Raw genomic sequence first — 26,561 nt, 5'->3', positions numbered from 1 at the left:
CAACCTACACTATTTCTGCCATAGCAACAGCCTCTTCAATATCAACCGCAACCATCTTTGAAACACCTGGTTCAAACATAGTTACACCTGTTAAATGAGACGCCATCTCCATAGCTATTTTATTATGACTTATATAAATAAACTGAACGGTTCGTGACATTTCACGAACCAAATTACAAAATCGGCTAACGTTAGCATCATCTAACGGTGCATCAACTTCATCCAACATACAAAATGGTGCTGGATTCAATCTGAAAATAGCAAAGACTAATGATAATGCGGTCAGCGCTTTTTCACCACCAGATAATAGATGAATAGTACTGTTTTTTTTACCAGGTGGTTGCGCCATTATGGTAACCCCTGTGTCTAACATATCAGTACCTGTTAACTCTAAATAAGCCCTTCCCCCTCCAAACACCTTAGGAAATAGGCTTTTCAGGTCTTTATTCACCTGTTCAAATGTATTTTTAAATTTCTGTCGACTTTCTTTATCTATTTTTTCAATGGCAGCTTCTAATGTACTAATAGCTAACATTAAATCGTTATTTTGCGTATCTAAGTATTCTTTACGTGATAATTGCGTTTCATATTCATCTATCGCGGCTAAATTAATTGCCCCTAAACGCTCTATATCTTTCGATAATCTAATAATATGTGCTTGCCAAATACCTTCTTTTGCATTTTTAGGCATGTTTTTCAGTATTTCATCGAAGGATTGCTGAGTTTCTTTAAGTAAATCTAATGATGACTCAGCACGTAATTTACAGCTTTCATAATCAAGATGATACTTAGCTGACTTTTCTCGTAATGCTAAAATTTTATCTTGGTTATGTTTTTGTTCAAGCTCTAAAGTTTTCACGTCTAATTGAGCTTGTGAAATATTGAGTTGTAGCTTATTTATCTCATTATCTATTTCAGACATTTCTTTAAGCCATTGTACTAGCTTTTCTTCATCAAGTTTCAATGGTTCAAGGCTATTATCAATAACATGTTGATTAGACATTTGTTGTTCTAGTAAGCGTTCTATTGTTTTTTGAACACTTTGAATACTTTGTTGGCTTTGTTCTTTTTCATTTTTGAATTGCTCAACGTTAATCGCTATTTTATGACGTTGTTCAGCTAAGTCATTGACATCTTGTTGTGCAATTTTAAGTTCTTGAGCCAGTTGTTCTTGTTGTTGTTTTAACTTATCAAAATCAATATCTGCAGGAGCAACTAGATGATCACGTTCACTCACTAGCTGTTTTACATTATTATCAAAGGCTTTTAGCTGTAATCTTTGTTGTTCAATATCATGTTTTATTTTATCTTGTTGCGCTAAATAAAACTGCTGATTCTGTTCAGCTAACGCTTCTGCTTGTTTAGCATTTTGCAAAGATAACTCTATCGCTTTAGCTTCGTTAGCTAACTGACTTTGCTGTATTAATGATTGATTAAGTCGTTGTTCTTGTTCAATTAGAGATTGTTCATGATGATTAACAGCTTGCTTCAATTGAGTAACTGATAAGGTGAACTGTTCTTTTTTCTCAAGCAATAATAAATAATTAGGTGTTGATTCAACCGTGCCTTTACGCACAAAGCCATGACCTAACCAAGTTGTATCTGCACAAATAATAGATTCATCGTTGTTAAGCTTAGGTAATAAGCTTTGCGCTTGTTCAATATTAGCAGCGAAATAAATTCTATTTAGAAAAGAAAATGCGATAGGTAAGTTTTTAATTTTTTCAGCAATACTTCCCTGTTTAACCGCTGTTGTAACCTTATCCGTTGAACTTTTAGCACCTGATTCAATGAATAATGCGGTATTAAGATCTTTAAGCACAGTGATTGAATCAACCACAGAATCGACTATTTCAGCTTGAGTCCAGCTTAGTAATAAACTCTCAACCGCTCGTTCCCAGCCTGCTTCAACTTTTAACTCTTCGACTATGGTTCTAATGTCATTATTAGGTGTAACGCTTGTCTTGCCTAGATGTTCGAGAGCTTGATGTTGTTGTAACTGCCAACTTTCTTTATTCGTTAGTTGCTCTTCAATATTAAGCATATTGTTGTTTAAAGCAATTAACGAGGCTTTATCACTCGCTAATGTCTGTTTACTTTCATTAATAGTATGCTGAGTCGTTTGAATTTTCTCAGTTGACTTAACGTGCTCATTCACCTTTAAGTTTAATGACTTTTCAATACGGCTACTGGCTTCAATATTTATAACGTTATTAGATAAGATTTTTTGCTGATGCTGTTCATCTATCAAAGTTAGCTGAGCATTTAACGCATCAATTTGTGTTAGAGCTTGCGATTGTTTTTGTTGTTCTAATTCAATCTTATTAACAAATGCTGCACTTTTCTCTTTAAATTCAGTCATTGTTTGGAAAGAAGTGTTCCATAGTGCTTGTGCTTCATTTTGCGAAGTAGATAATTTTTCTAGTGTGTTTTTATGTGCAACTAGATCTTTTTCTACATCACTTAACTTAGGTAAAATAACCGATAAGTTTTTATCTAATTGGGTACGTTTTTCTTGTTCTGTTTTTAATAAAGCTTGCGCATTTAATAGCTGTTGCTGAGTAATATCATTATTTTGATTAATACTGCTACTCTGCTGCTTTAAATGTTTAATGTTTTGTTCGGTACGAGCAATGTGATTAGTGAGTTGTAACTTACGGTTATTTAGCCCCGTGATACTTTCAGTATCTAACTCTACTTTTTGCTTTGCTTGAAACAAGGCAATGTTCTGCTCATCTTGAAGTTTAGCTATTGCTGCTATTTCAGCTTTTGCTACGTTATAAAGTTCTTCTTGCTGCTTACTTTGCAGATCAAAACCTTGCCAACGTAAAACAGACATTTCGGCTTTGTATTTACGTTCTTGAGATTTTAAGGTTCTAAAACGTTTAGCGGCTTCTGATTGTTTATGAAGTTTATCTATTTGTAAGCTGAGTTCTGAACGAATATCGTTAAGGCGTGATAAGTTTTCGCGGGTATGACGAATTCTGTTTTCAGTGTCTTTACGGCGCTCTTTGTATTTTGAAATACCAGCAGCTTCTTCGATAAACACACGCAATTCATGAGGTTTAGATTCAATTAAACGGGAGATGGTGCCTTGTTCAATAATCGCATAGCTACGCGGACCTAAACCTGTGCCTAAAAATATATCGGTTATATCTCTTCGACGACATTTAGTACCATTCAAAAAATAGGTATTGGTACTTTCTCTATTAACTAAACGACGAATAGATATTTGACTGCGATCTGCCATATTGCCTTGAATACGACCATCTATGTTATCAAATACTAACTCTACGCTTGCTTGACCGATAGGTTTACGACTTGCTGCGCCATTAAATATAACGTCAGTCATAGCATCGCCACGTAAGTTTTTAGCTGAACTTTCACCTAAAACCCAACGTACGGCATCAATAATATTAGATTTACCACAACCATTAGGACCAACGATTGCCGTCATTTGCTGTTCAAATGGCACTTTAGTTGGATCAACAAAAGATTTAAAGCCAGCCAGTTTTATATGCTTTAATCGCATATTATAAACAACTCCTTTTAATCATATGTAAATGTCACCTAAGTAATTCAAAATAGCGGGTTGATTTGTGTGTAATTGTTGGCTTATTTCTATTCATTAATAATAAGATAAACAAACACTTGGTTAATCTATGTTCGTATTAATAATAACGCCATACTATAAAGGCTAACCTTACCAGATGTTGCTCTGATTTGTAACAATTCAATGCGATTATGGTGTAATGAAACGTTTAGAAAAAATAAAATATTTAATGGTTTTCGCCTAAGCTCGAACTCGCATAATGAAGCCCTTTAAGTATATAATCGACTCAGTAATATCAAACAGTTAGGTAAACATTTAGAAGATGACAAACAATACTTCTCAAACACAAAACATTAGTGGCGCAGGCTACTTTTTTAAAGGTTTTGAACTTATCCAGAAAAAAGGCATTAAACGCTTTGTTTTTATTCCTTTATTTATTAACTTAGTTTTATTTAGTGTGGCTTTTTACTACCTGTATATGCAGTTAGATCACTACATGACAAGTTTTACGCAATGGCTACCGAGCTGGTTAGATTGGCTAAGCACGGTTTTATGGCCTTTAGTGTTAATTGCTGTTGTGGTGTTATTTTCATTTATATTTAGTACCGCAGCCAACTGGCTCGCAGCACCATTTAATGGTTTACTCTCTGAAAAAGTAGAAGCTATGCTAACAGGTGAACCAAGCCCTGACGGTGGCTTTAGCGACATTATTAAAGATATTCCACGTACGGTAGGTAGAGAGTGGACTAAGCTTTGTTATTACGTACCTAGAGCATTAGGCTTCTTTTTAATTATGTTTATCTTGCCTGTTATAGGACAAGTTATATGGTTTATCTTTGTTGCTTGGATGATGGCAATTCAATATAAAGATTTTCCTTTTGACAATCATAAAATATCCTTCACTGATATGAAGAACGCGCTAAAGGAAAAACAAGGATTAAGTTATGGTTTTGGGTTTACCGTAGCTATTTTTTCTATGTTACCTATTGTGAATTTGATTGTTATGCCTGTCGCTATTTGTGGTGCAACAAACTTGTGGGTTGATCACTACAGAAAGTCGTTTATTCGCTAAGTAATCAAATAACGAGATGTTTAATTAAAGCTAACCATTTGTTGGCTTTAATTAAAAGATCCGCACTCAATCAAAAAAACTAAACATGATATAAACTAGTTATACTCATATTTTTACTCTAATAGGGAAATACCGTGGCTAAAAAAACACATAAAGCGCTACTATTTTCAATGCTCTGCTCTACAATTTTCACAGCATTGGTAAGCACAAAACTATATGCAGCTGAAACAGATAAACTAACCATTGAAGTCATGAGCGATGCTAAAGTTTTCGCTAAACTTGATGATGAACTACCAGCTGTAGTTAACTATTTCACCAAAAGAAGTGAAAATAGCATTCTTGCTTTTTATGAAGAAAAATATGGCAAAGCAATTTCATCAAACAGAAAACGTGGTCACTTAGAGAATTCTTTTATAAACAATAACCACAACATTACCGTGATTGTTTCTGAGCGAAATAATCAAAGACAAGTTGATGTTATGGTAACTAAAGTTTTATAGAGTTAACTTTGGGTCAGCCGTATTCACTTAGGCTAATGTCTTTAATCATTAATTAGCCAAGCTTATAAAAATCAAAAGTTAGACAAACAAAAAGGAGCCTAGGCTCCTTTTTTAATCAGTTAAGTAAAATATTTCAAATCAAATGAATCATTCGACTCTTAACCTTATTTAAACAGCAGTAACTAAAGATTAAATACGCCATCAATAGTGCCTTGCGCTAATCCGTGATAACCAGGTCGTGCTTGTTTATAAACTTCTAAAGCCCATGATTTACCTGCTTCAGTAGTCACTAGCTCTTTGTACAATGGCACAATCAACTTACGTCTACCGATAGATTTTAAATACGTCGCCATTTGTGGGTACACATGCATATAACCTGCTTTGATTGATAATAAATACCAAGCATGTGCAATTTCAGCATTCGTACTTACTGTTAAATTAAAGCGCTTATCTAAATCACTCATAAATGATTCATTTACATCTAACGGTAAGTTATTGATGAAATGTAACCATTCATGCAATGTCCAAGCTTTTGTATTAATTTGTTCAACAGTAATAGCTTTAGTCACTAATTGTTGAGTTAACTCGTCAATAACATTAAAGGCATTAGACGTTGGTTTAGGTGTTACGCTAGGCAAGCCTTGTCCGTAGATCCATTCTTTAAGCATTTTGTCTGATACGACATTTAGATATTTATGAGTTAAGTTAGCTTTTAAATAAACAATAAAATCTTCAGTACCTAAACTTTTAAAAGCATGGTGATTAAAGTAATCAAGAATAAATACGTCAAACTTATCACGACCGAACTTCTCTTCTAAATACATTAAGAACAACTGCCCTTTTACATAAGGAACACCTGAAAAAGCATCATCAGGATCACGGCCTTTCAAATCGATATAAAGTTGAGTATCACCTGGCGCTAATTCTTTTATCTCAGCATTAAGGTCTTGTGCACCTAATGCTTGTTCCATAACCGCGCGGTCAGTACCAAATACGGCTTCCATAATTCTGTTTTCTACATAGCTTGTAAAACCTTCGTTTAGCCATAAGTCTCTCCAGCTTTTGTTCGTCACTAAGTTACCTGACCAAGAATGTGCTAACTCATGAGCAATAAGGTTTACTAAGCTTTTATCGCCTGCAATAACGGTTGGTGTAATAAAAGATAAACGTGGGTTTTCCATGCCACCAAATGGGAAGCTTGGCGGTAAAATAAGTAAATCGTATCTGCCCCAACGGTATGGTCCAAATAGTTTTTCAGATTCATCAATCATCGTTTGAGTATCATCAAACTCGGCAACAGCGGCATCTAAAATAGACGCTTCTGCATAAATACCTGTTTGCTCACTCATGGCTTTAAATTCTAAATCGCCTACGCCTATCGCAATTAAGTATGAAGGCACAGCTTGAGGCATAGAAAAGAAGTAATCGCCATCACGCTCAGTATTAGGTTCATTAAAAGCACTCATTACAGCAATTAAATCTTTATCTGTTGTTATGCGAGCGTCATAAGTCGTACGAACGGTAGGTGTATCTTGAATTGGTATCCATGAACGTGCATGAATCGCTTGGTTTTGGCTAAATAAGAATGGGTGTTTCTTGCCTGCAGTTTGCTCTGGCGACAACCACTGTAAGCCTGAAGCTTTTTCTGTTGAATGATAATAAACACGAACTTTTGATGCTTTAAATTTAGGTGCAATAGTTAACTTGGCACCTAATACATCATCACGTTTAGCAAGCTTGTGTTGAACACTCACCCAATTACCCGCTGTGTTTTGTGCCATAACACGCTTGATCACTAAGTCTCGTGTATCTAAATAGATAGGCTGTACATCATTCACTAACCATTTTAATGACAATTCAGCAAAACCACTTAATGATTTTTCTTGAAAGTCGACATCTAAGTCTAGATAAATGTGTGTGGTAGTAACTTGATCGTAATTCGAATAGGTGTAGGCATCTTTAAGTTCTGCATTAGCAAAATAAGATAAACTGACTAGCACTAAGGCTGAGATTTTTAATAATAGCTTCATTATATAAACGTCCATAAAAAATAAGCCTCTAGATTAAGATAACCTAGAGGCCTATTCAACTGAATTACTTCATTTATAAAATATATATACTTACGGTTTATCCATTCGGATAACAACACGTCTATTTTTTTCACGACCTATTATTGTATCGTTTGAGGCAATGTGGCGTTTTTCGCCATAACCATTGGCTTCAATGCGGCTTGGATCAATACCCGTTTTAACAAATTGTTCTCTGATGTTATTAGCGCGTCGTTGCGACATTTTATAGTTCGCGTTTCTTGGGCCGTAGCTATCTGTGTATCCATCAATCAATACGAGTTCTAATTCAGTGTCTAAACTTAAGTATTCAGCAATCATCGCTAACTTGCGTTTAGAAGACTTAGTTAAGTCGTCGGTACCAAATTGATAATTTAACACGGTATAAGAAATATCATCAAAATTGTAATCAAGTAGGTTACCCACACAACTTACAAACTCTTGATAGGCGCGTTTAAATTTAGCGGTTGATAAACCTACAGAGATTTTTTCACTGCTACGATACCAATCGTTGTAGTAAAACGTCGGACTCATGCCTTGATCTAATTCGTTAAGCATAGTCCAAGCAACCTTTTTAGGTAAGCTAGGCGCGAATTGCTTGTGCAATTTCATATTTGCTAACGTATAACCTGCAACACCTGGTCGCCATTTAGGAGCAACGGAGCGTACTTCGGCTAAGGAATAGTTATCAGGCAAACGCATCATGTCTAATTCAAACTCTAAATTAGATTTACGGTCTGCCTTACTGTAAAACTTGGCTTCGCCGTAATTAGGTATGTTGTGAGAGAGTGTGCACTCTAAACGAGATTCATTAGATAATTGCCACATGGAGTTATCTAAATTTGCCGCATACTGCCTCATACCTGCATTTGCATTGCAAACAGATACTAATAAAACAACTGGAAGAAAGTATTTTTTCATAATCAATTATATTTTGTTTTAAATGACAGTAACTTTATCGACAATTTATTTAATAACTTTAGCATCAATTACCCTTTAATATTTATAAAAGTAAAAAACACTAAATCCTCGTACTTATTTTAGCTATTTTCTGAGATAATTGTTAATAATTATCAAAATAAAAAGACATTCTTGTATGACTGATCTAAATTCATCTTCTGCCACGCTGTCAGAAAATGGAAAAACACCTTTTGCTGAACGCTTTAGAGGTTACTTCCCTGTTGTTGTTGATGTTGAAACCGCAGGTTTTAATTCGCAAACTGATGCCCTACTTGAAATAGCCGCTACAACTTTAGCCCTTGATAAAGACGGTAATTTCTCATTAGATAAAACAATACATTTTAATGTTGAGCCATTCGAAGGCGCTAATTTAGAAAAAGCTGCTTTAGAATTTACAGGCATTGATCCAACTAATCCACTTCGTGGTGCCGTAAGTGAAGAAGATGCATTAAAAGCTATATTCAAACTTATACGTAAAAAAATGAAAGCTGTTGGTTGCCAGCGTGCAGTTATGGTTGCTCATAATGCGTCATTCGATTTAGGTTTTGTTAACGCGGCTACTGAAAGATGTTTAATGAAACGCTCTCCATTTCATCCTTTTGTAAGTTTTGATACTACGACTCTTTCAGGTTTAGCCTTGGGTCAAACGGTATTAGCTAAAGCATGTATTGCTGCAAAAATAGATTTCAATAACAGTGAAGCACATTCAGCATTATACGATACTGAAAAAACAGCTGAGCTATTTTGCCACATTGTAAATAAGTGGAAGCACCTAGGCGGTTGGCCTATGGTTGAAGATGAGATAGAAGAGAAATAATTATACCAAACGGATTAATTTATTGAGCAACTTAGAGCTACATTAGCAAGCTTAGAACAAGCAAAATTGATTAAACATAGTTATTCTATATTTTTTTAATTTTGTGATGTTATCAGTTTGCTAATGAGCTCCCGAAGGGCGAGAATTTAATCTGTTTGGTATTACACTCACATTATTTCAGACATAAAAAAAGCCACTTAACTAAGTGGCTTTTTTACGATGTAAATTATAGTTTGTTTAAAACAATATTATAATTTATCAGCGTTATCAGCTAAGTATGCAGCAACACCGTCTGGAGAAGCAGTCATACCTTTATCGCCTTTGTTCCAGCCTGCTGGACAAACTTCACCGTGTTCTTGGTGGAATTGTAATGCATCAACCATACGGATCATTTCATCAACGTTACGACCTAATGGTAAATCGTTAACTACTTGATGACGTACGTTACCTTCTTCATCAATTAAGAAAGAACCACGGAAAGCAACACCAGCTTCTGGATGCTCAACATCGTATGCTTGACAGATTGTATGCTTAGTATCAGCAACTAAAGTATATTTAACTGGACCAATACCACCTTCGTTTACTGGCGTATTTCTCCAAGCATTATGAGAAAATTGTGAATCGATAGAAACACCAATTACTTCAACGCCACGGCTTTTGAATTCATCCATACGGTGATCAAAAGCTAACAATTCTGAAGGACAAACAAATGTAAAATCTAAAGGGTAGAAAAACACAACGGCTTTTTTACCTTTAATCGCTTCTGACAAAGTAAAGCTATCTACTATTTCACCAGTACCTAGTACTGCTGCTGCTGTAAAATCTGGTGCTGAACGACCAACTAATACACTCATTTTATTCTCCTTTTTTATAAATTTTAAAAACCATAAAGGTTAAATTATTTAGTTAACACTCATAAATATTGTGATGAATGTTAACTTTTCAAGACTCTTTTTAAAAAAACTAAGCGTCTGCTGAACTATTTTTTGCTGCAGACTCTTTAATTAAAGTCTGTAATTCGCCTTGTTGGAACATTTCGATAATAATGTCACAACCGCCAACAAGCTCACCATCAACCCACAATTGTGGGAATGTAGGCCAATCAGCATACTTTGGTAATTCAGATCTGATTTCTGGATCTAGTAAAATATCTACGTATGCAAACTTTTCTTCACATGAAATAAGTGCTTGAGACGCTTGAGAAGAAAAGCCACAGCTAGGAAGCTTAGGTGAACCTTTCATGTAAAGTAATACTGAGTTTTCAGATATTTGTTGCTTAATACGTTCGATCGTATCCATGGTAACCTCTATATTTAATGAACTTGACTGTATGATATATATACCCAAACCACCTATAACGCTGGTTATCTATTGCTACAACTAACTATAAGTAACCTAAGCATTAAATCTTAATGCTGTCATAATGTTGAAGTAGTTTGGGTATAGTCTCGACTATATAATGGTGGCAAAATACATTTATACAATGCCATTATTTGTAACAAACCTTTTTACAAATAAAATTGTTATATCTTAAAACTTACTAACCTTGATAAAATCAATGTTAATCCCAATATATTGGGTTAAACTAAGTAAGGTTTATTAATACCCGAGTAGTTTACTAGGTTTAATATAAAAACAAACTAATTCTTTAATATATCGTATAAGAATATATATTTTTAATTACTTTTTCTGGAGAGAAGAATGGCTATTGAATTACCAGCATTACCATATGCTATAGATGCGTTGGCACCACACATTTCACAAGAAACTTTAGAGTTCCATTACGGTAAGCATCACAACACATACGTTGTTAAGCTTAACGGTTTAATTAAAGGTACTGAGTTTGAATCTAAATCTCTTGAAGATATCGTTAAAACTTCTTCAGCAGGTATTTTTAACAATGCTGCACAAATTTGGAACCATACTTTTTACTGGAACAGCTTAAGCCCTAACGGCGGCGGCGCACCTACTGGTGCTTTAGCAGATGCTATCAATGCTACTTTTGGTTCTTTTGCTGAGTTTCAAGCAAAATTCACAGACAGCGCAATTAACAACTTTGGTTCAAGCTGGACATGGTTAGTTAAAAACGCTGATGGTTCTTTAGCAATCGTTAACACGTCTAACGCTGCTACACCATTAACTGACGAAGGTGTTACACCTATCATCACTGTAGATTTATGGGAACATGCTTACTACATTGATTACCGTAACTTACGTCCTAGCTACATGGAAGCATTCTATGCTTTAGCTAACTGGGAATTTGCTTCAGCTAACTTTGCTTAATTAAACCTGTAGCTTAATCGCTGCTGTTTATTAACTAAGTACTGAGCACCTTATTAAGAAGCCTTCGATTTAATCGAGGGCTTTTTTTATGTCAATTTTTTAGCCCTGAGTTTTTGCTTTCGCTATTTTCTGTAAAGTCGACAAACCTTCTTGCTGTAAGTATTCATGAAACAACTCAGCTAATACCGTTTGATTTCTATTTTTAGTGCGCACCAAATACCATTGGCTTTTTAAAGGAAAATGCTCAACGTCTAATACAGCTAAACTTGAATCTTGCATGTAATCTAATGTGTGACTACTCAATATAGCCAAACCTAACTCAGCAGCAACTGAATGCTTAATAGCAGCATTACTTTCAATCGTCATTTTCGCTTTTAGTTTTATTTTATGTAACTTACAAAAATCATCGATACAACGACGAGTTCCCGAACCTTTCTCTCTTAATAAAAAAGGGTAATGTGCTAAACGCGTTAAACTAATAGGCATTTTTTTAGTGAGTTCGTGATTAGCAGGCGCAACCACAACCAAAGGGTTATCTAAAAACGGTTCAGCTATCACATTATCCGATTCTGGATATTGGCTAAACACATAAAAATCATCTTTGTTCTGATTAAAGCGTTTAATAATGTCTTGTCGATTACCAACATTCAACTCAACATCAATCAAAGGATAACGTTTACAAAATTGCCCAAGTAAAATAGGTAAAAAGTATTTAGCCGTTGAAACAACCGACAGTTTTAAAACCCCCGACTTAATACCTTTTAAATCATCTAACTCAATATGTAACTTGTCTAACGAAAAAAACATTTCGCGTGCACTATTAACGGTGGCTTCTCCTGCCTCAGTTAATTCAACACTACGTCCATTCACATTATAAAGCTGCATGCCCAACACATCAGTTAGGTTTTTCAATTGAATAGAAACAGAAGGCTGAGAGATATGTAAAGCTTCAGCAACTCGAGATATATTCTTATGCTCAGACAGCGCTAAAAATATCTCTAACTGACGTAACGTGGGGGCTCTATTCGCCATATAGAGCTAAAACCTTTTCAAGAGATGAATAATCATGAATAACCTGTCATTCAAAAATGCAATAAATATGAGTATACCAAAAAAACTATAGATAAATACCTATACTTTACATAAAAAATATATATTTTTAATTATCCATAGAGCTAAGTAATATTCAACTACACATTAATAACCTGATAATTTAATCGTAATGGCTCACTTTCTTCCCGACATTCTTGCTTTCTTCTTTCTAATGGCTCTTATCGCTCAACGTTTTTCCGTTGATTTAAGACTACCTGATGCAGCTTACCAACTAATCACCTACATTTTATTAATCACTATAGGTTTGAAAGGCGGACAAGCAATAAATGCAAATGCTAGCGTAGCGTTAGTAGGTCAAAGTACTTTAGTTATTGTGATGGGGTTGTTTATTACCTTAGTAGCACTCATGTTTATTAAAGTAGGATCGAAACTAAATAAAACAGACTCGATAACCTTAGCAGCACATTACGGTTCAGTTAGTGTAGGTACCTTCGCTGTTGCAGTGAGCTTTTTAGACCTGCAAGGCATTGATCATGAACTTACGCTAAATTTATTTGTGGCATTACTCGAATTACCCGCCATTATTTTAGGGCTATATTTATTAAGCGATAAAACGAACAAGTTAAGTGTAAAAACTATTTTAGCCCATAAGAGCTTAGCGTTAATTCTTATTGGTATGGTTATTGGTGCTTTATATGGCGATAGTGCTAAACCTATGACACACGACTTAAAGCCAATGTTCAGTGTCATGCTAGCCCTTTACTTAGTTCATATGGGAGCACTAGCGGGAAGTAAAATATCAGATATTGGTCCAAATAAAGTATTCATTATCAGTTTTGCTATAGTCATGCCATTAGTTGGCGCAAGTATCGGGTTATTTACCGCATGGTTAATGTCATTAAGTCATGGCGGAGCAGCATTACTAGCCGTGTTAGGTGCAAGTGCTTCATACATCGCAGTACCAGCCGTGTTTGAACAAGCGCACCCTAAAGCCAATGTAGCACAAGCTTTGTTTGCATCATTAGCTATCAGTTTCAGTTTTAATGTTATCTGGGGAATTGAATGGTATACAGCTGCGGCTAAATACATCACTCAACTTTAATATTAAATTTAACAAATCATTAAAATAAGTAAAACACGTTAAAATAAAACTAATCACAGTTTACAAAATATCCATCATTTAGAGAGGTCATATGTTAGAGAATATTCAACAAAATGTGCGTGAACTAGGCACATTACTTGGTCAAACCATTGCAGACGATCAAGGTGCACAATGGCTTGAAAATATAGAGAAGATGAGACTACAAGGTCGCGAAATTGCTTCAGGCAATACGTCTATAGTTAAACAACTTCAAGAATCTATTGCTACTTGCTCTGAAGATGAGTTAATCATTTACGCTCGAGCTTTTAGCCAATTTTTGAATTTAGAAAACGTGGCTGAACAACAATATACAACTAGCCCACAAGGTTTAGCCGAGCTAGAACTTGCACATCCGCTAGAAGACTTGAAAGAAAAGTTAACCAAAGCAAATACTTCACCTGAAAAATTCAATCAGGCATTAGAAAAACTCCATATAGAGTTAGTATTAACGGCGCATCCTACAGAAGTGAATCGTCGTACGCTTATCCATAAGTTTAATCAAATTGCACAAGCATTAGATGAAGATAACAAAGCATCGTCACCACGTATTGCAGAGTTAATTGAACAAGCTTGGTACACAGATGAAATTCGTCAGCAACGCCCTACTCCATTAGATGAATCTCGCTGGGGCCTTAATGCTATTGCTAATAGTTTTTGGTTTGCTGTGCCTAAATTTTTAAAAGAATTAAATGAATTAAGCCAAGAATTAACAGGTAAAGATTTACCGATTGATTACAACCCAATTACGATGGCAAGTTGGATGGCTGGCGACAGAGACGGTAACCCATTTGTTACAGCAAAATTAAGTGAGCAAGCATTATTAAATGCTAGGTTAATGGCTGCTCAACTCTACTTATCTGACTTTGAGCGTTTATCGTTAGAGCTTTCAATGCGTAAAGCGACACCAGAGTTAATTGATGAAGATGCAGATAACATTGGGCCATATCGCCAACAGTTATTACCTGTCATTAAGTTACTAAAACACAGCATTGAACAACTTAAAGACGGTAAAACTGAAGGTGCTTTAAACAGTTCAGAACAATTAAGAGCTCCACTTATTGCCTGTCGCGATAGCTTACTTGCTGTGGGTTTAAAGTATGCAGGTAACTCTTTAGTTTTAGACATGATCCGCAAAGTAAATTGTTTTGGTATTTCATTAGTTAAACTTGATATACGCCAGCACAGTGAGCGCCATGAAAGTGCTGTTCAAGAAATTACTCAATCTTTAAATATTGGTGATTTTGCTGCTTGGGATGAAAAAGAACGCCAACAATTTTTAGTTGATGAATTACAAAACCCTAGACCATTATTACCTAATAAGTCTTGGACTAAAGATACACAAGAAGTATTAGATACTTATACAATGATAGCCAAACAGCCATCAGAATTGTTTGGTATTTATATTATCTCAATGGCAAGTAAAGTAAGCGATATATTAACAGTAAACTTGTTAATGAAAGCAGCAGGAATTAGCTGGAAAATGCCAATTGCGCCTTTATTTGAAACCTTAGACGATTTAAATAATGCGCCAGCAGTGATGGCAGAGTTATTTACGTTAGATACTTATAAAGAATATTGTGATCAACAACATCACGTCATGATTGGTTACAGTGATTCATCTAAAGATGCGGGTGTTTTAGCTGCAACTTGGGGTCAATATCAATGCCAAGAGAAATTGGTTGAAGTATTTGCTGAAAACGACATTGTACTTAAACTATTTCACGGTCGAGGCGGCACAATTGGACGTGGCGGCGGACCTGCACATGCGGCAATAGCGTCACAACCTCCAGGTTCATTAGATGGTGGCTTACGCGTAACTGAGCAAGGCGAAACTATTCGTCATAAGTTTGGTTTACCTAACTTAGCAACACGTAGCTTACACCTATACGCATCAGCAATATTAGAATGTTTAGTAACACCTCCGCCAGCACCTAAGGCTGAGTGGCGTAAACTTATGGACGAAATGACAACCAAGAGTTGTGACACCTACCGCTCTTACGTTCAAGCTAACGAAAACTTTGTTAAATACTTCAGACAAGCAACACCTGAGCAAGAATTAGCATCGCTACCTTTAGGCTCTCGTCCAAGTAAACGTAAGTCAGATGGTGGTATTGAATCACTTCGTGCTATTCCATGGATATTTGCATGGAGCCAAAACCGTTTAGTGGTTCCAAGCTGGTTAGGTTTAGGTACAGCCATAGAAGCCGCTTACAAAGATAACAGTAAATTGATGCACGATATGCTAACAACTTGGCCTTATTTCAAATCTAGAATGTCTTTGACAGAAATGGTCTATACTAAATCTGATAGCGAAGTTTCTGCGCTTTATGATGAAGCTTTAGTTGAAGACGATTTAAAATATATGGGTGAAGATTTACGTGCTCAATTAGAAGCTGATAAAAAGACCTTATTAAACTTATTAGGTCAAGATAGCTTCTTGAAGAATGACCAATGGAATTACAGTTCTTTTGACTTACGTCGTGGTTATTTAGCACCGTTACACTTAATACAAATTGAAGCATTAAAACGCCTACGCGCACAACCTGAGCACCCTGATAACGAACAAATATTGATGGTGACTATGGCAGGTATAGCAACAGGTATGAGAAATACAGGTTAATGACTTGTATACAAGAATTGAACTAGCTTAGTTCTATTTAAAGCGCTCTTAAAAAATGGATTTTTAGGAGCGTTATTTTTTTATATGACTTACTACATTTTAATTAAAGAATAAGAAATACATTACAAAATTAACTATAGCCATTCCCTCTATTTAATATTCTAATCAGCTGAGTTAAATTTAGTCGCTTTTTCAACAGCTAAATAATCTTCTTCAATACTCATAGCTAACTTCGAATCTTTTCAATGCCAAGCGACTGTAATATTCGGCAGCCTCTTTCATTTCATGATTATTGCCTTCAAAATCTTTTAATGAAGCTAATGAAACAAGCGTTTTTTGTAAACGAATAGATACTTCTACTAAACCTGCTCCACCTCTTGCTATAGCGGTAAAGGCATCATCAAACATATCTTCTACCATAATCTCTGGCACTTCCACATTCTTGTAACAATTAGGTTTTATTTCATCTTTATCTACAGGCTCATTCCATTGAGTAAACAGTCTTAGCAATGTACCTATAACATCTATTGCCGTACCGGGATCATTAACTGCTGGAGATAGAGCTTTACTAGCAATTTCAGACAAAACAATTAAACCAAAGCGAGGGTCGTTATCAAAAACTCGATTACCACCAATTTGAAATGAATCAATAAGACAATCAAAGTTATCTTCTTGAAGCTTTCCATCAGGAGAATAGACATAAGCTAAAGGTCTATCTGGGGCAGTAAATGTTCCAGGTAACGTTGCCACTGCAACACGAACTTCAGCCTTAGAAGCCCATTTATCTATTGCTTCAATATCAATATGTTGAATATAACCAACACATCGAGCATAAATAGGCTCGCCTTGTTTTTCAGACTTAACAGCCACTCCACATAATGTCGGTGCTCTTTTGCGAACAATAAAAGCATTTTTAGTCGCGTACTCTACTTTGTCGATTGTTGAAATAATTCGTCCTAAACGAGCAATTCGATCTACCCAACGAACAAACATAAAAATCACTAAAGTAAATACAGTAATAGTCAGAACAAAAAGAATAAAAATACCCGCATTTTGAAAGTAGTTATTTTTAACAGCAGTAAGGGCCACAATACTAAAAATAAACGCCCCTACAAAAGTGGATAATGCATTCTGCGATGCATCATCAGCTACAACTAAGCTAAAAGATCGAGGTGTTGCTGTACTGCTTGCTGAAGCATAAGCAGATACCATGGAAGTAACAGATAATGTTGCAATAACCAACATGCTAGAAGCCATAATAGAAAGCAATGTTTCAATAGCGTCTGAAGTGATACTTGGAACAATATCTATTAACCTCGTATCGTCAGCTAACTTTGCAATAAATGCCGCTGCAATTGAAAGTAAGCATACGGCTAAAGGTTTTACCCAAAGCCTTTCGCGAAACCTACTTAGCAGAAACTTAATACGGTCCGTATACATATTACCCAGCATTATTTTTCCTTTATATGCTTATATCTATAAATGAAACTACACTTTACTACAAAGCTAAGTCTTCTAATAAAGTTTTAGTTAAAGACAGGTTCACTAATTAATTAGTGAACAACAAGTAAGATATTTATATTAGGATCTTTTGAACTTTCGCGGTTACTTTTACAGAAGTTTATTTGAGATGAAGGCAAGGCAGACCACATTATACATTTAATACAAACGCTGACTTTGGCTTCATTTAAAATGGCTTTACTCATTGTTGTTTACATCGATGTAGATACTTGGGTTATGCTGGAACGTATAACCCCTGATCGTTTTTTACATAGAATAACTGATCTAAAAACCTCGCACCGCGGTTAAAACCGTTTTAAATTGAATAAATTTTATCTCTGAAAGATCAATAGTTTCTAAACTGGAAAATATCTAGTATCAGTGCCACCTAATTGCACTTACCTAAGCAAACCAATTACATTTAACTCTGCCATAATATATTGATATTAAGATAGATGTGATCTTTAGATATATTGAACACTGATAACGCACACTTTTGCCACAAAACAGACGCTTTCATGGACTAAACCCACTTTTTTTAATGATCACTTTGAAACGTTAGCTGACGTTGTAAAAATTTTAAAGGGTAAGTTTATTGAAGATAATTTTTTGACAATAACCTATTAAGCTTGAATTGTTTTTTTTTGCGTAACGCGCTAGTCGAATTTTTGATCAGAAATATAGTTCATATAGGGGATGGCATTTATAAATTTTTTTATAATTACTACTGATTTTGTATACAGGCCGCCATACATCCTTCTTTCCACAAGTATGCTGTTAATCCCTGACGAAAAAAACGAGCGGAAGATTTTATTCTGTAATTATAAATAATTGATTAATATTCAAAATTAAATTATTGTGGATTATAATTATTAAATCATAATGATGTTAACTTCGGTGTAGAAACACGGGTGTTTGCCTCATATTAAACTGTTAGGGCTACAGTGTAGCCTTGTTAAATTTTAATTATCAAAAGGAAATGTAAATGAAGAATTTAAAATTACTACTAATATCTACTTTAAGTGTAGTTTCGATAAGTTGTAGCACTTTGCCTTTAAAGGCCGAAATTAAAGATAACCATTTTCGATTTGAAAACTTTAAAAGAGATAATAGTTCAAAATTAGAATATGTTCACTTAATGTGTTTTCACAAAAAGCCTATTTCCTGGGTTGAGCCTAAACAATATTTGAGTGGCGAGCATGATTTATGGGTTAAAGCTAGTATTTCAGAGCGAGACATTCCGAATAGTACCAAAGAGGCTTTTGTCAATTTCAAAGTAAAACTAGAATCAAATAAAAGCTATATGCTAAATCGTAAAATAGTAGATGATAAAATATCTCTTTGGATACAAGAGGTTGATACTGGCATAGGTGTTTCGGACGTATTAATTTCTGATTTAAAAAATCCTTTAATAATTGACGATTCTTTACGAAAACGACAATGTAAATCAGGTTCGGTTTAAACGCAGCCCTAACAAGAACTTCAAACGGAAAAAATACAGTTGGCTGTTTCACTTCGTTCACATTATAGCCAACTATATTTTTCCGCTTAAGTAGGCGTTATGCGTCAGTTTAATTTAGTTATATTTCTTTTTGTTGGTTAGCGTTTTATAACTAGTTTTGTACTTGTTGCCTTTTCTTTGACTTGGTAACTTACGTGTAAATAAAACTGTTTAAGCTTTTGGCCAAATAGTTTTTCGCCAAACTTGTTTTGGTTATAAAAGTTACTTTATTTAAGTGGCTCAAAATTCACGGTTTGGTGTTTAACACTGAGTAGCTTTTTACTCATTATTTTGTTGCCACTAAACCTTATATAAATTGGGTAGTTTGTTGTTGTCGCTAGCAAGCGCATAACAAGCCATTCAAGCAGGACAAAAAACAGTTGGCTGTTTTCGTTCCTCAACATTTTAGCCAACTATTTTTTGCCTCTTAATGGGGCGTTATGTTTCCTGAGCGTTACCACTGTGAGAAGGTTGAATGAGGCAATTAGTTTTAAAAAATATTTATTCATTTGTTTCTATTATTGAGGACTTCGTCGGCCGTGGAGAGCGATTTTATAATTTTAATGAGGATTTTTTTATAGAAGCTTCATTAAAATTTTCCAAAGAGACTCTCTTACACCAATATATTTTTGTTTGTTTATTGAATTATCACAGACAAGATTTTAGAGCCAATGGTGATTTATTTGACGAAGATACTTATGATTGGTGGGAGAATCTTTTTTTCTCTTACAAAGTAGACATGAAGCTTCCCGAATTCAGTGATGAATATTTAGCTTTTGATTGGATCAACGATAATCAAGATGTATTTGAGTCTTTGTTTGAGAAAATTACAGATGAAGTGTTTTTTATTCTTTTTTCTAATCGTGTGTTATTACTTAATTTTAACCTCTTAACTGCTTTGGAAGTTAAGGAGGTAGTTTATCCAGACTCTGCACTTACAGAAAATGGGACAATTAAACGATGTAGATTACCAACGTGGGTTAAACAAGCTGTATTCCATAGAGATAAAGGACGATGTGTATTTTGTAATACGGACTTGACTGGGATTGTAAATACTTTAATAGTTAAGAATTTTGATCATATTTTGCCACTTGATTTGTTTGGTGCTAATGACGTTAGTAATATTCAACTAACTTGTGAGAAGTGCAATAAAAAGAAATCAAACTCTCAAGCAAAAACGGGTAAAAAATATCAGCCATGGTGGTCATAAAGGAAACATAACAAGGGTTTTCAAGGCGGACAAATTACAGTTGGCTTTTTGTTCGTGCCTCACTTATTTTAGCCAACTGCAATTTGCCGCTTAAAACGGCGTTATGCATCTACGGATAGTTTTGAACATGGAAATATATCAAAGAGTAAAGTCGATACCTGTAATTTTAAGAACAGTATTTTTGGCGTCATTTTTCATAGGTGTATTTCAAATAGTTGCACTGATTTTTCCTGAATTATCTCCAAAAATGGAAGGTGAAAAAATTTCTTCTTCCGTCCTTATGGTATTTATGGGTGCTATTCATCTAGCATTAGGTTTAGGGCTTTTTTATCGTAAAAAGTGGAGTATTATCTTGTTGATCATTTTTCCTATAATGCAATACTCAATTTACTATTTAGATACCTCTTTACCAGCAGCTGATAAATTACAAATTGATTTGATTTTTTCGTTTATATGGGCATTTTTTTTTGTTGTTTACATCTACGGTTTTAAATATAAGTCATATTTTTACGAGGTTCCCGATGCATAACAAGTTGCTCAAAAGGACAAAAAACAGCTTGCTGTTTTCGTGCCTCAAACATTATAGCAAACTATTTTTTGCCTCTTAGCAAGGCGTTAGATTTTTAGGAGAGTTTAGTGAATATGGATATATTATCAATTCTTTTGGGTTGGCTTTTAGGTATGTTAAGCCCTGTAATTGTTAGTAGAATCTACAGACATTATAAAAAGAAAGACTTACATGTGGGAATATCTAAAGAGATAAACCATGTAACAGAGAGATTAATTTTGACGTTACAATTAATCTCTCACCGAACAGGATCTTTTGATCGTGAACTTGTCGCTTGGTTATTAGAACATTACGAACAATTAGAGATTACAAATCCACAAAGAATAAAAGTGTATCGAATACAGCTTAAAGCTAACGATAATGATTTTAAAAAAATAAAATCAACTTTACACACATCGCCTGACTCAGGACTAACATTACAAAAATTTCCTTTACTGTTTATAAATATGCATCTATCAGATTTTTCTTTATTTTCAACCGAGCTTCAATCAGAGATATTCGAATTAAAAACTCGTATTGAAATTTTAAATTCAGGAATATCTTCGGCTGAAAAATATTTTTTTATGACTTTTGATTCAAATGTATCAGCTGAAAATCAATCAATAATAAAAGATGATTTAACTAATAAATATCGTCAAATAGAAGGCATGATTAAAAGGACTGTTGAACAAATAGAAAAAGTTAACAGTATCAAAAAAATCTAACAAGTCGCTCAAAAGGACAAAAAACAGTTGGTTTTTGCTCCTGCGTCGCTTATTTTAACCAACTATTTTTTGCCTCTTAGCGAGGCGTTATGAGTCTGCTGCTTTTTGTTTGTTATTTTTTTGTAAGTCAGAGTGGTTTTAACAAGTAAACTTTGTGCTTATTTCATACGAGTTTCGCTAGTTAAAATTTATCAATAGTCACTAATTGGCTTTGCCTTTATAAAGAGACTTTTGTGGCAAATCCATCAGTTCGTAAATGTGTGTTTAATAGCTCAAGTTAGGCTTCATTTACAAATTAGGTGTTTACTAATAGTGTAGTGTTTTGGGTTAACCTAAGTTACTCATAACAAGCAAATTAATAGGAATTTTACAGCTGGCTGTTTCGTTCCTCAACATTTTAAGCCAGCTATAAAATCCCATTATTTGGGCGTTAGCAGTCTTATTCAGTTTGTATAAATCAGGGATTGGTTTTTAGTAAAAAGGTTTTACGTTTCTATTTACCTCTCCCTAATTAAAATTTACTTAACGTTAATATCATAGTGTTGTTTTCTTGGTGTTAATTTTTAAGTAAAGTGTATTTAAATAGCGTTAGTTGTATTATTAGAAAGTTATAGCGGTAAACCGCCAACGTTTATCTTCCACGGCTAACAAGGCATTGCAAAGGACTAAAAACAGCTAGCTATTGCTCGTGCCTCGCTATTTTAGCCATCAATTTTTAGCCTCTGAATGAGGCGTTATGTGTATTTTCCAGTTTGATTGTTTGTGGTAGCTGAATCTTTATTTATAAACGCTAACTTTTACATTGGTTACTTCTCGTTTTCGCTAATGTAGTTTTGCAAAGGTCACTAATAGACTTTGCCTTTTTAAAGAGACTTTTGTGGCAAAGCCATTAATTCGTACTTAGTTTAGTTAGTAGCTCAAATTGTTATTTCATTTAATAATGCGGGTGTTTACAATGAGCTTTAGTGAATGTGTTTAAGTTTATCAAACACATAACAAAGCAATTCAACAAGGACTAAAAACAGCTGGCCATTGCTCGTGCCTCGCCTATTTTGGCCCACTATTTTTAGCCTGTTAATATAGGCGTTAGGTTTTCATATGAAACTGTTCATGATTCTAATTATATTATTTAGTTCTCAATTAAAAGCAGAAAAACTTTGTCCAGTAGATTCTGATGTAACTAAGATGTACGCAGTTTTTTTTAATATCGCGTATAAGCCTGATGGTGTTGATCTTGATGCATTCCAAGTTAATTACCCCGACGCAAAACAGAGTGATATTGCATGGTCTTGTTTAATCAAAGCTGCATCACTTGGCAGTTGTGACGCTTTAAAAGTTATTCCACTATATTATGAGTTTGGTATTGGTGAATCTTTAGGTGTTAAAAAAAATATTGAAGCATCAAAAAAATATAAGAATCTATACCAAAACCTGTGTAAAAAGAAAACCTAACAAGCAATTCAACAAGGACAAAAAACAGTTGGCTTTTTGTTCACTACGTTCACTTATTTTAGCCAACAATTTTTTGCCTGTTAATTGGGCGTTATAACTCAAGTCAGGCTTCTGCATATATTCCATATGAAAATATCATGCGATAATTAACCTACTTGGATATCAATATGGAGAAACTATGGAACCTTTTAGTTCATTAGCGACAATTCTTGGACTTGTTTCAATATGGAAGTCAGAGGTGCGTGCTCGTAGTGGAGATGAGTATAATGATTTTATCCAATGGCTTAGTGAAAAGAGACACAGTAAGTTAATTGACAACCTAGAAAGTAATTATTCATTGGGTTTGCAAATCAAGCAGCTTTTAGCCAAAAATCACGCTGAACTTGAGAAAAGCTTATCTAATCTGGATGCGATGTTGTTGCAATTGGCTTCTCAAGTTGATGAGTTTAGAGAAATAGCCAAAATAATAGATCCAAAACAGAGTGTTTCAGATCAAGCTTTGTATATATTAAAATGTATGATCACTTCTACTTCTTCGTCTATTCAAATGAAATCAATTAATTTTTTGGATGTTGATTGGGGGGCTAGTGATAATGAAGAGCACGAAGTTTCAATGGGTTTTGTCGATGGCTCAGAGGCTATTTCAATTGACGAGCCTAAATTTTTACAAGATGATTTGAATACCTTAGTTAAATTAGAACTACTACTCATAAGTGAGGTGGGTACAAGTTTACCTACATATACAATTACAAGGTTTGCTGCTAAATATATTGAACAGCTGGAAATTGAGTTATAACAAGAAAATCAACAAGGACACGTAACAGTTGGCTACGTTTCGCTTCGCTACACAATTTTAGCCAACCATTACTTAGCCTGTTATTTAGGCGTTATACGGTTAAGGAAGATTTGTGATACCTATCATTATCAGTTTTGATTGCGCAGATTATGATCCAATAGATTCATGGATATTTCCTGATCTAAACCGTGTAGAATTTTGGGTTAATTTTACTATCGGTCCTAATCGAAAAGGTGGAGACAACTTCCTGCTGCATGTTGTAACAACTGAAATTGCTCAATCGAATCAGTCGTTAGCTAATGCAGTCATATTAGATAGTTATAGTTGGGACGCAGTTCTTCTAAAAGTGAACGAAATACTGAATCAAAGTAGTGGTGAAAACTGGAATATAATCAGTACCAAATTATCTAAACGTATGGCTTGGGAATTTGAAGATTACCAACCCTATAATCCGGTGTAAAAACCGTATAACAAGGCATTCAAACGGAAAATTTACAGTTGGCTGTTTTTATCTGAGTAAGGATGCTAATCAAATATGTTATCAAATTTAAAATTGGTTGATTACTTTCTAGCTTTCTTTGGTGCGCTTGCATTTTGGTACTCTTACTACTCAATAACTATTAATGAAATTTCCGTTAGGGGAACAAATGTAAGCTTCTCCGACCAACCAGCAATGTTTGTATTTCTAATAGGTGTTGTAATTTGTAGTGGCATTTATTGTTGGTTTTTAATAATAAAAGAGCTGTTGGGTTCTGGCATTAAAAAAACATAACAAGTCATTAAAGCAGGACAAAAAACAGTTGGTTTTTGCTCGTGCCTCGCTAATTTTAACCAACTATTTTATTGCCTCTTAATGAGGCGTTAGCAGTCTTATTCAATTTGTATAAATCAGGGATTGGTTTTTAGTGAAAAGGTTTCACGTTTCTATTAACCTCTTTCTAATTAAAGTTTATTTAAAACTATACACTTAGTGTTGTTTTCTTGGTGTTAATTTTTAAGTAAAGTGTATTTGTAATAATGCGTTGTCTTATTAAATAGTTATGGCGGTAAACCGCAAACGTTTATCTTCCACGGCTAACAAGGCATTGCAAAGGACTAAAAACAGCTGGCCGTTGCTCGTGCCTCGCTATTTTGGCCAACAATTTTTAGCCTCTGAATGAGGCGTTAGGTGTACAAAATTGAGTTACGAGAAAGCGTATAAAATATCACTCATTTTCTTTTTAATGATTATTCTTATAGCTGTATTTGTAACACCGCAAGTCGAAGGTTATGGGGATTCAGTGGCAAGTGTTGCAATACTTGCTCTGTCAGGTCATTGGATTATTCATAATGTTATTGCTTTTAAATTTGATCAAATAGATATTAAAGGCTTTATGGTACACCGTACAAAAAATCCCAAGTCGTTTGGGTTAATATTGTTTTCAAAAGGTTTATTTTCAACATTATTTATATATCTGGTTTTGCGTTAAAGTACACCTAACAAGGCAAAGCAGCAGGACTAAAAACAGCTGGCCGTTGCTCGTGCCTCGCCATTTTGGCCAACAATTTTAGCCTCTGTTTGAGGCGTTAGCAGTCTTATTCAGTTTGTATAAATCAGGGATTGGTTTTTAGTAAAAAGGTTTTACGTTTCTATTTACCTCTCCCTAATTAAAATTTACTTAACGTTAATATCATAGTGTTGTTTTCTTGGTGTTAATTTTTAAGTAAAGTGTATTTAAATAGCGTTAGTTGTATTATTAGAAAGTTATAGCGGTAAACCGCCAACGTTTATCTTCCACGGCTAACAAGGCATTGCAAAGGACTAAAAACAGCTAGCTATTGCTCGTGCCTCGCTATTTTAGCCATCAATTTTTAGCCTCTGAATGAGGCGTTAGCTGTTTAAATAATCCGTTGTAGTTTCATTCTTTATTTTTGAAGCTTTTGAGTTTGTAATACGCAAATTGTAATAGCTCATTATGCTCGTAGTGTTTTTGGAAACAGCGGTAATTGTCGCATTAAATTCGCTAACCGCGAGTTTTGTATTTATTACCTATCGTGCCGGTTAACGTTGGTAAATGTATTTGCGGTTACAGTGAATAATTTGGTTAAATTACTTTATTCGTTTACGTTGTAAGCCTTATATTGCTTAAAGTGTTAAGCAAACATTTTTAATTACTGCAACTTGGTAGCCTAAAACAGCTAACAAGTTGCTCAAACGGACAAATAACAGTTTGCTGCGCTCGTGCCTCGCACATTGTAGCAAACAATTATTTGCCCCTTAGCAAAGCGTTAGGTGTTTATCAGAATGCGGTTAATGTTAATAGTTTTGTCGATATTTTATAATTCTTCTTCATTTGCTAATAAAGACACTGGAGTTTATATCCAAAGTGACGGCTCTTTGTTTGGTCTTCCAGAAAGCTATAGTCCTGCATTCTTGGATCTAAAATCACTAACACTGCAAATTGCAGATAAAAGGTTAGTTTTACCTGAATGTCTTTATAAGTATTTTGGTGAAAATGGTAAGTTTACTTATTCAATTGATATATCGGCTTCTTGGTACCACGATCAAACACGTTTACCTCCATATTTAAGTATTACACTGACACCAGATGAAGAAAATATTGAATATACGATAATGTTTAATATGAACACTTTAAAAATAATAAAAGGGTATAGTTTGCCTAAAGAAAGAAATGCTCAGGGGGTGAGTTATATGCTTGAACCTCTTGGGTTTACATCAGAGTGTTTATCATCCATTAAAGTTGGCTCGGTAAAGTAAACACCTA

The 26,561-nt window shown here is 34.6% G+C and carries 22 protein-coding genes; 15 read left to right on the top strand and 7 right to left on the bottom strand.

Annotated elements, in window-relative coordinates:
• Positions 1 to 4: 4 nt before the first annotated feature.
• A complete protein-coding gene (smc, locus tag ACPUVN_RS04330; protein ID WP_426370043.1) occupies positions 5 to 3,532 on the bottom strand; it encodes a chromosome segregation protein SMC in 3,528 nt (1,175 codons plus the stop codon).
• Positions 3,533 to 3,875: 343 nt separating this feature from the next.
• On the opposite strand from smc, the gene cysZ reads away from it, so the two are divergent.
• Together cysZ and ACPUVN_RS04320 are read left to right on the top strand one after the other, a co-directional pair.
• Entirely contained in the window at positions 3,876 to 4,625 is a 750-nt protein-coding gene (gene cysZ, locus ACPUVN_RS04325; RefSeq protein WP_426357850.1) for a sulfate transporter CysZ, read from the top strand.
• A 134-nt stretch (positions 4,626 to 4,759) separates the two neighbouring features.
• The gene (locus ACPUVN_RS04320; RefSeq protein WP_426357851.1) at positions 4,760 to 5,125 is read left to right on the top strand and encodes a hypothetical protein; all 366 of its coding nucleotides are present in this window, start codon (positions 4,760 to 4,762) and stop codon (positions 5,123 to 5,125) included.
• Positions 5,126 to 5,307: 182 nt separating this feature from the next.
• On the opposite strand, the gene ACPUVN_RS04315 is transcribed toward ACPUVN_RS04320, so the two are convergent.
• Both ACPUVN_RS04315 and ACPUVN_RS04310 read right to left on the bottom strand, forming a co-directional pair.
• Positions 5,308 to 7,155 (bottom strand): M1 family metallopeptidase, encoded by a 1,848-nt coding sequence (locus ACPUVN_RS04315; RefSeq protein ID WP_426370042.1) that lies wholly within the window; start codon positions 7,153 to 7,155, stop codon positions 5,308 to 5,310.
• Positions 7,156 to 7,245: 90 nt separating this feature from the next.
• On the bottom strand, positions 7,246 to 8,112 hold the full coding sequence (locus ACPUVN_RS04310) for a flagellar protein MotY (protein WP_426357853.1): 867 nt from the start codon (positions 8,110 to 8,112) through the stop codon (positions 7,246 to 7,248).
• Between the two features lie 175 nt (positions 8,113 to 8,287).
• Here ACPUVN_RS04310 and rnt point away from each other — a divergent pair, with 175 nt between their 5' ends.
• Positions 8,288 to 8,968, top strand: coding sequence for a ribonuclease T (gene rnt, locus ACPUVN_RS04305; protein ID WP_426370041.1), 681 nt, complete (start codon positions 8,288 to 8,290; stop codon positions 8,966 to 8,968).
• 248 nt (positions 8,969 to 9,216) lie between these two features.
• Here rnt and ACPUVN_RS04300 read toward each other — a convergent pair whose 3' ends face one another.
• A complete protein-coding gene (locus ACPUVN_RS04300) occupies positions 9,217 to 9,822 on the bottom strand; it encodes a peroxiredoxin (RefSeq protein WP_426357855.1) in 606 nt (201 codons plus the stop codon).
• A gap of 109 nt (positions 9,823 to 9,931) precedes the next feature.
• On the bottom strand, positions 9,932 to 10,267 hold the full coding sequence (grxD, locus tag ACPUVN_RS04295; protein WP_426357856.1) for a Grx4 family monothiol glutaredoxin: 336 nt from the start codon (positions 10,265 to 10,267) through the stop codon (positions 9,932 to 9,934).
• Positions 10,268 to 10,669: 402 nt separating this feature from the next.
• Between grxD and ACPUVN_RS04290 the strand changes: the two genes are divergently transcribed.
• On the top strand, positions 10,670 to 11,251 hold the full coding sequence (locus ACPUVN_RS04290) for a Fe-Mn family superoxide dismutase (protein WP_426357857.1): 582 nt from the start codon (positions 10,670 to 10,672) through the stop codon (positions 11,249 to 11,251).
• A gap of 99 nt (positions 11,252 to 11,350) precedes the next feature.
• Here the strand turns inward: ACPUVN_RS04290 and ACPUVN_RS04285 are convergent, their stop codons facing one another.
• Entirely contained in the window at positions 11,351 to 12,283 is a 933-nt protein-coding gene (locus tag ACPUVN_RS04285; protein ID WP_426370040.1) for a LysR family transcriptional regulator, read from the bottom strand.
• Between the two features lie 190 nt (positions 12,284 to 12,473).
• Here ACPUVN_RS04285 and ACPUVN_RS04280 point away from each other — a divergent pair, with 190 nt between their 5' ends.
• Together ACPUVN_RS04280 and ppc are read left to right on the top strand one after the other, a co-directional pair.
• Positions 12,474 to 13,406 (top strand): sodium-dependent bicarbonate transport family permease, encoded by a 933-nt coding sequence (locus ACPUVN_RS04280; protein WP_426357859.1) that lies wholly within the window; start codon positions 12,474 to 12,476, stop codon positions 13,404 to 13,406.
• A 91-nt stretch (positions 13,407 to 13,497) separates the two neighbouring features.
• On the top strand, positions 13,498 to 16,065 hold the full coding sequence (ppc, locus tag ACPUVN_RS04275; protein ID WP_426370039.1) for a phosphoenolpyruvate carboxylase: 2,568 nt from the start codon (positions 13,498 to 13,500) through the stop codon (positions 16,063 to 16,065).
• Between the two features lie 213 nt (positions 16,066 to 16,278).
• Here ppc and ACPUVN_RS04270 read toward each other — a convergent pair whose 3' ends face one another.
• Positions 16,279 to 17,517, bottom strand: a complete 1,239-nt coding sequence (locus tag ACPUVN_RS04270) for a DUF2254 domain-containing protein (protein ID WP_426370038.1) — start codon at positions 17,515 to 17,517, stop codon at positions 16,279 to 16,281.
• Between the two features lie 1,033 nt (positions 17,518 to 18,550).
• On the opposite strand from ACPUVN_RS04270, the gene ACPUVN_RS04265 reads away from it, so the two are divergent.
• The 9 genes from ACPUVN_RS04265 to ACPUVN_RS04225 all read left to right on the top strand — a co-directional run bounded on the left by ACPUVN_RS04265 (position 18,551) and on the right by ACPUVN_RS04225 (position 26,554).
• The gene (locus ACPUVN_RS04265) at positions 18,551 to 19,027 is read left to right on the top strand and encodes a hypothetical protein (RefSeq protein ID WP_426357400.1); all 477 of its coding nucleotides are present in this window, start codon (positions 18,551 to 18,553) and stop codon (positions 19,025 to 19,027) included.
• 514 nt (positions 19,028 to 19,541) lie between these two features.
• A complete protein-coding gene (locus ACPUVN_RS04260) occupies positions 19,542 to 20,276 on the top strand; it encodes an HNH endonuclease (RefSeq protein WP_426370037.1) in 735 nt (244 codons plus the stop codon).
• 127 nt (positions 20,277 to 20,403) lie between these two features.
• Positions 20,404 to 20,805: a hypothetical protein gene (locus ACPUVN_RS04255; RefSeq protein WP_426370036.1), complete on the top strand. Its 402-nt coding sequence runs from the start codon at positions 20,404 to 20,406 to the stop codon at positions 20,803 to 20,805.
• 113 nt (positions 20,806 to 20,918) lie between these two features.
• Positions 20,919 to 21,548 carry a hypothetical protein gene (locus ACPUVN_RS04250; protein ID WP_426369861.1) on the top strand — a complete coding sequence of 210 codons (630 nt, stop codon included), beginning with the start codon at positions 20,919 to 20,921 and terminating at the stop codon, positions 21,546 to 21,548.
• Positions 21,549 to 22,646: 1,098 nt separating this feature from the next.
• A complete protein-coding gene (locus ACPUVN_RS04245; protein WP_426370035.1) occupies positions 22,647 to 23,000 on the top strand; it encodes a hypothetical protein in 354 nt (117 codons plus the stop codon).
• A 178-nt stretch (positions 23,001 to 23,178) separates the two neighbouring features.
• Positions 23,179 to 23,796 (top strand): hypothetical protein, encoded by a 618-nt coding sequence (locus tag ACPUVN_RS04240; protein WP_426370034.1) that lies wholly within the window; start codon positions 23,179 to 23,181, stop codon positions 23,794 to 23,796.
• Between the two features lie 112 nt (positions 23,797 to 23,908).
• Positions 23,909 to 24,256 carry an Imm8 family immunity protein gene (locus ACPUVN_RS04235; RefSeq protein ID WP_426370033.1) on the top strand — a complete coding sequence of 116 codons (348 nt, stop codon included), beginning with the start codon at positions 23,909 to 23,911 and terminating at the stop codon, positions 24,254 to 24,256.
• A 718-nt stretch (positions 24,257 to 24,974) separates the two neighbouring features.
• On the top strand, positions 24,975 to 25,265 hold the full coding sequence (locus tag ACPUVN_RS04230) for a hypothetical protein (RefSeq protein WP_426357864.1): 291 nt from the start codon (positions 24,975 to 24,977) through the stop codon (positions 25,263 to 25,265).
• A gap of 815 nt (positions 25,266 to 26,080) precedes the next feature.
• Positions 26,081 to 26,554 carry a hypothetical protein gene (locus ACPUVN_RS04225; RefSeq protein ID WP_426370032.1) on the top strand — a complete coding sequence of 158 codons (474 nt, stop codon included), beginning with the start codon at positions 26,081 to 26,083 and terminating at the stop codon, positions 26,552 to 26,554.
• Positions 26,555 to 26,561: the final 7 nt, after the last annotated feature.

It is taken from the genome of Pseudocolwellia antarctica, assembly GCF_049933045.1.
Taxonomy (GTDB): domain Bacteria; phylum Pseudomonadota; class Gammaproteobacteria; order Enterobacterales; family Alteromonadaceae; genus Pseudocolwellia.
Note: the sequence above shows the minus strand (reverse complement) of the source record. Positions and strands in the feature narration are given on the sequence as shown.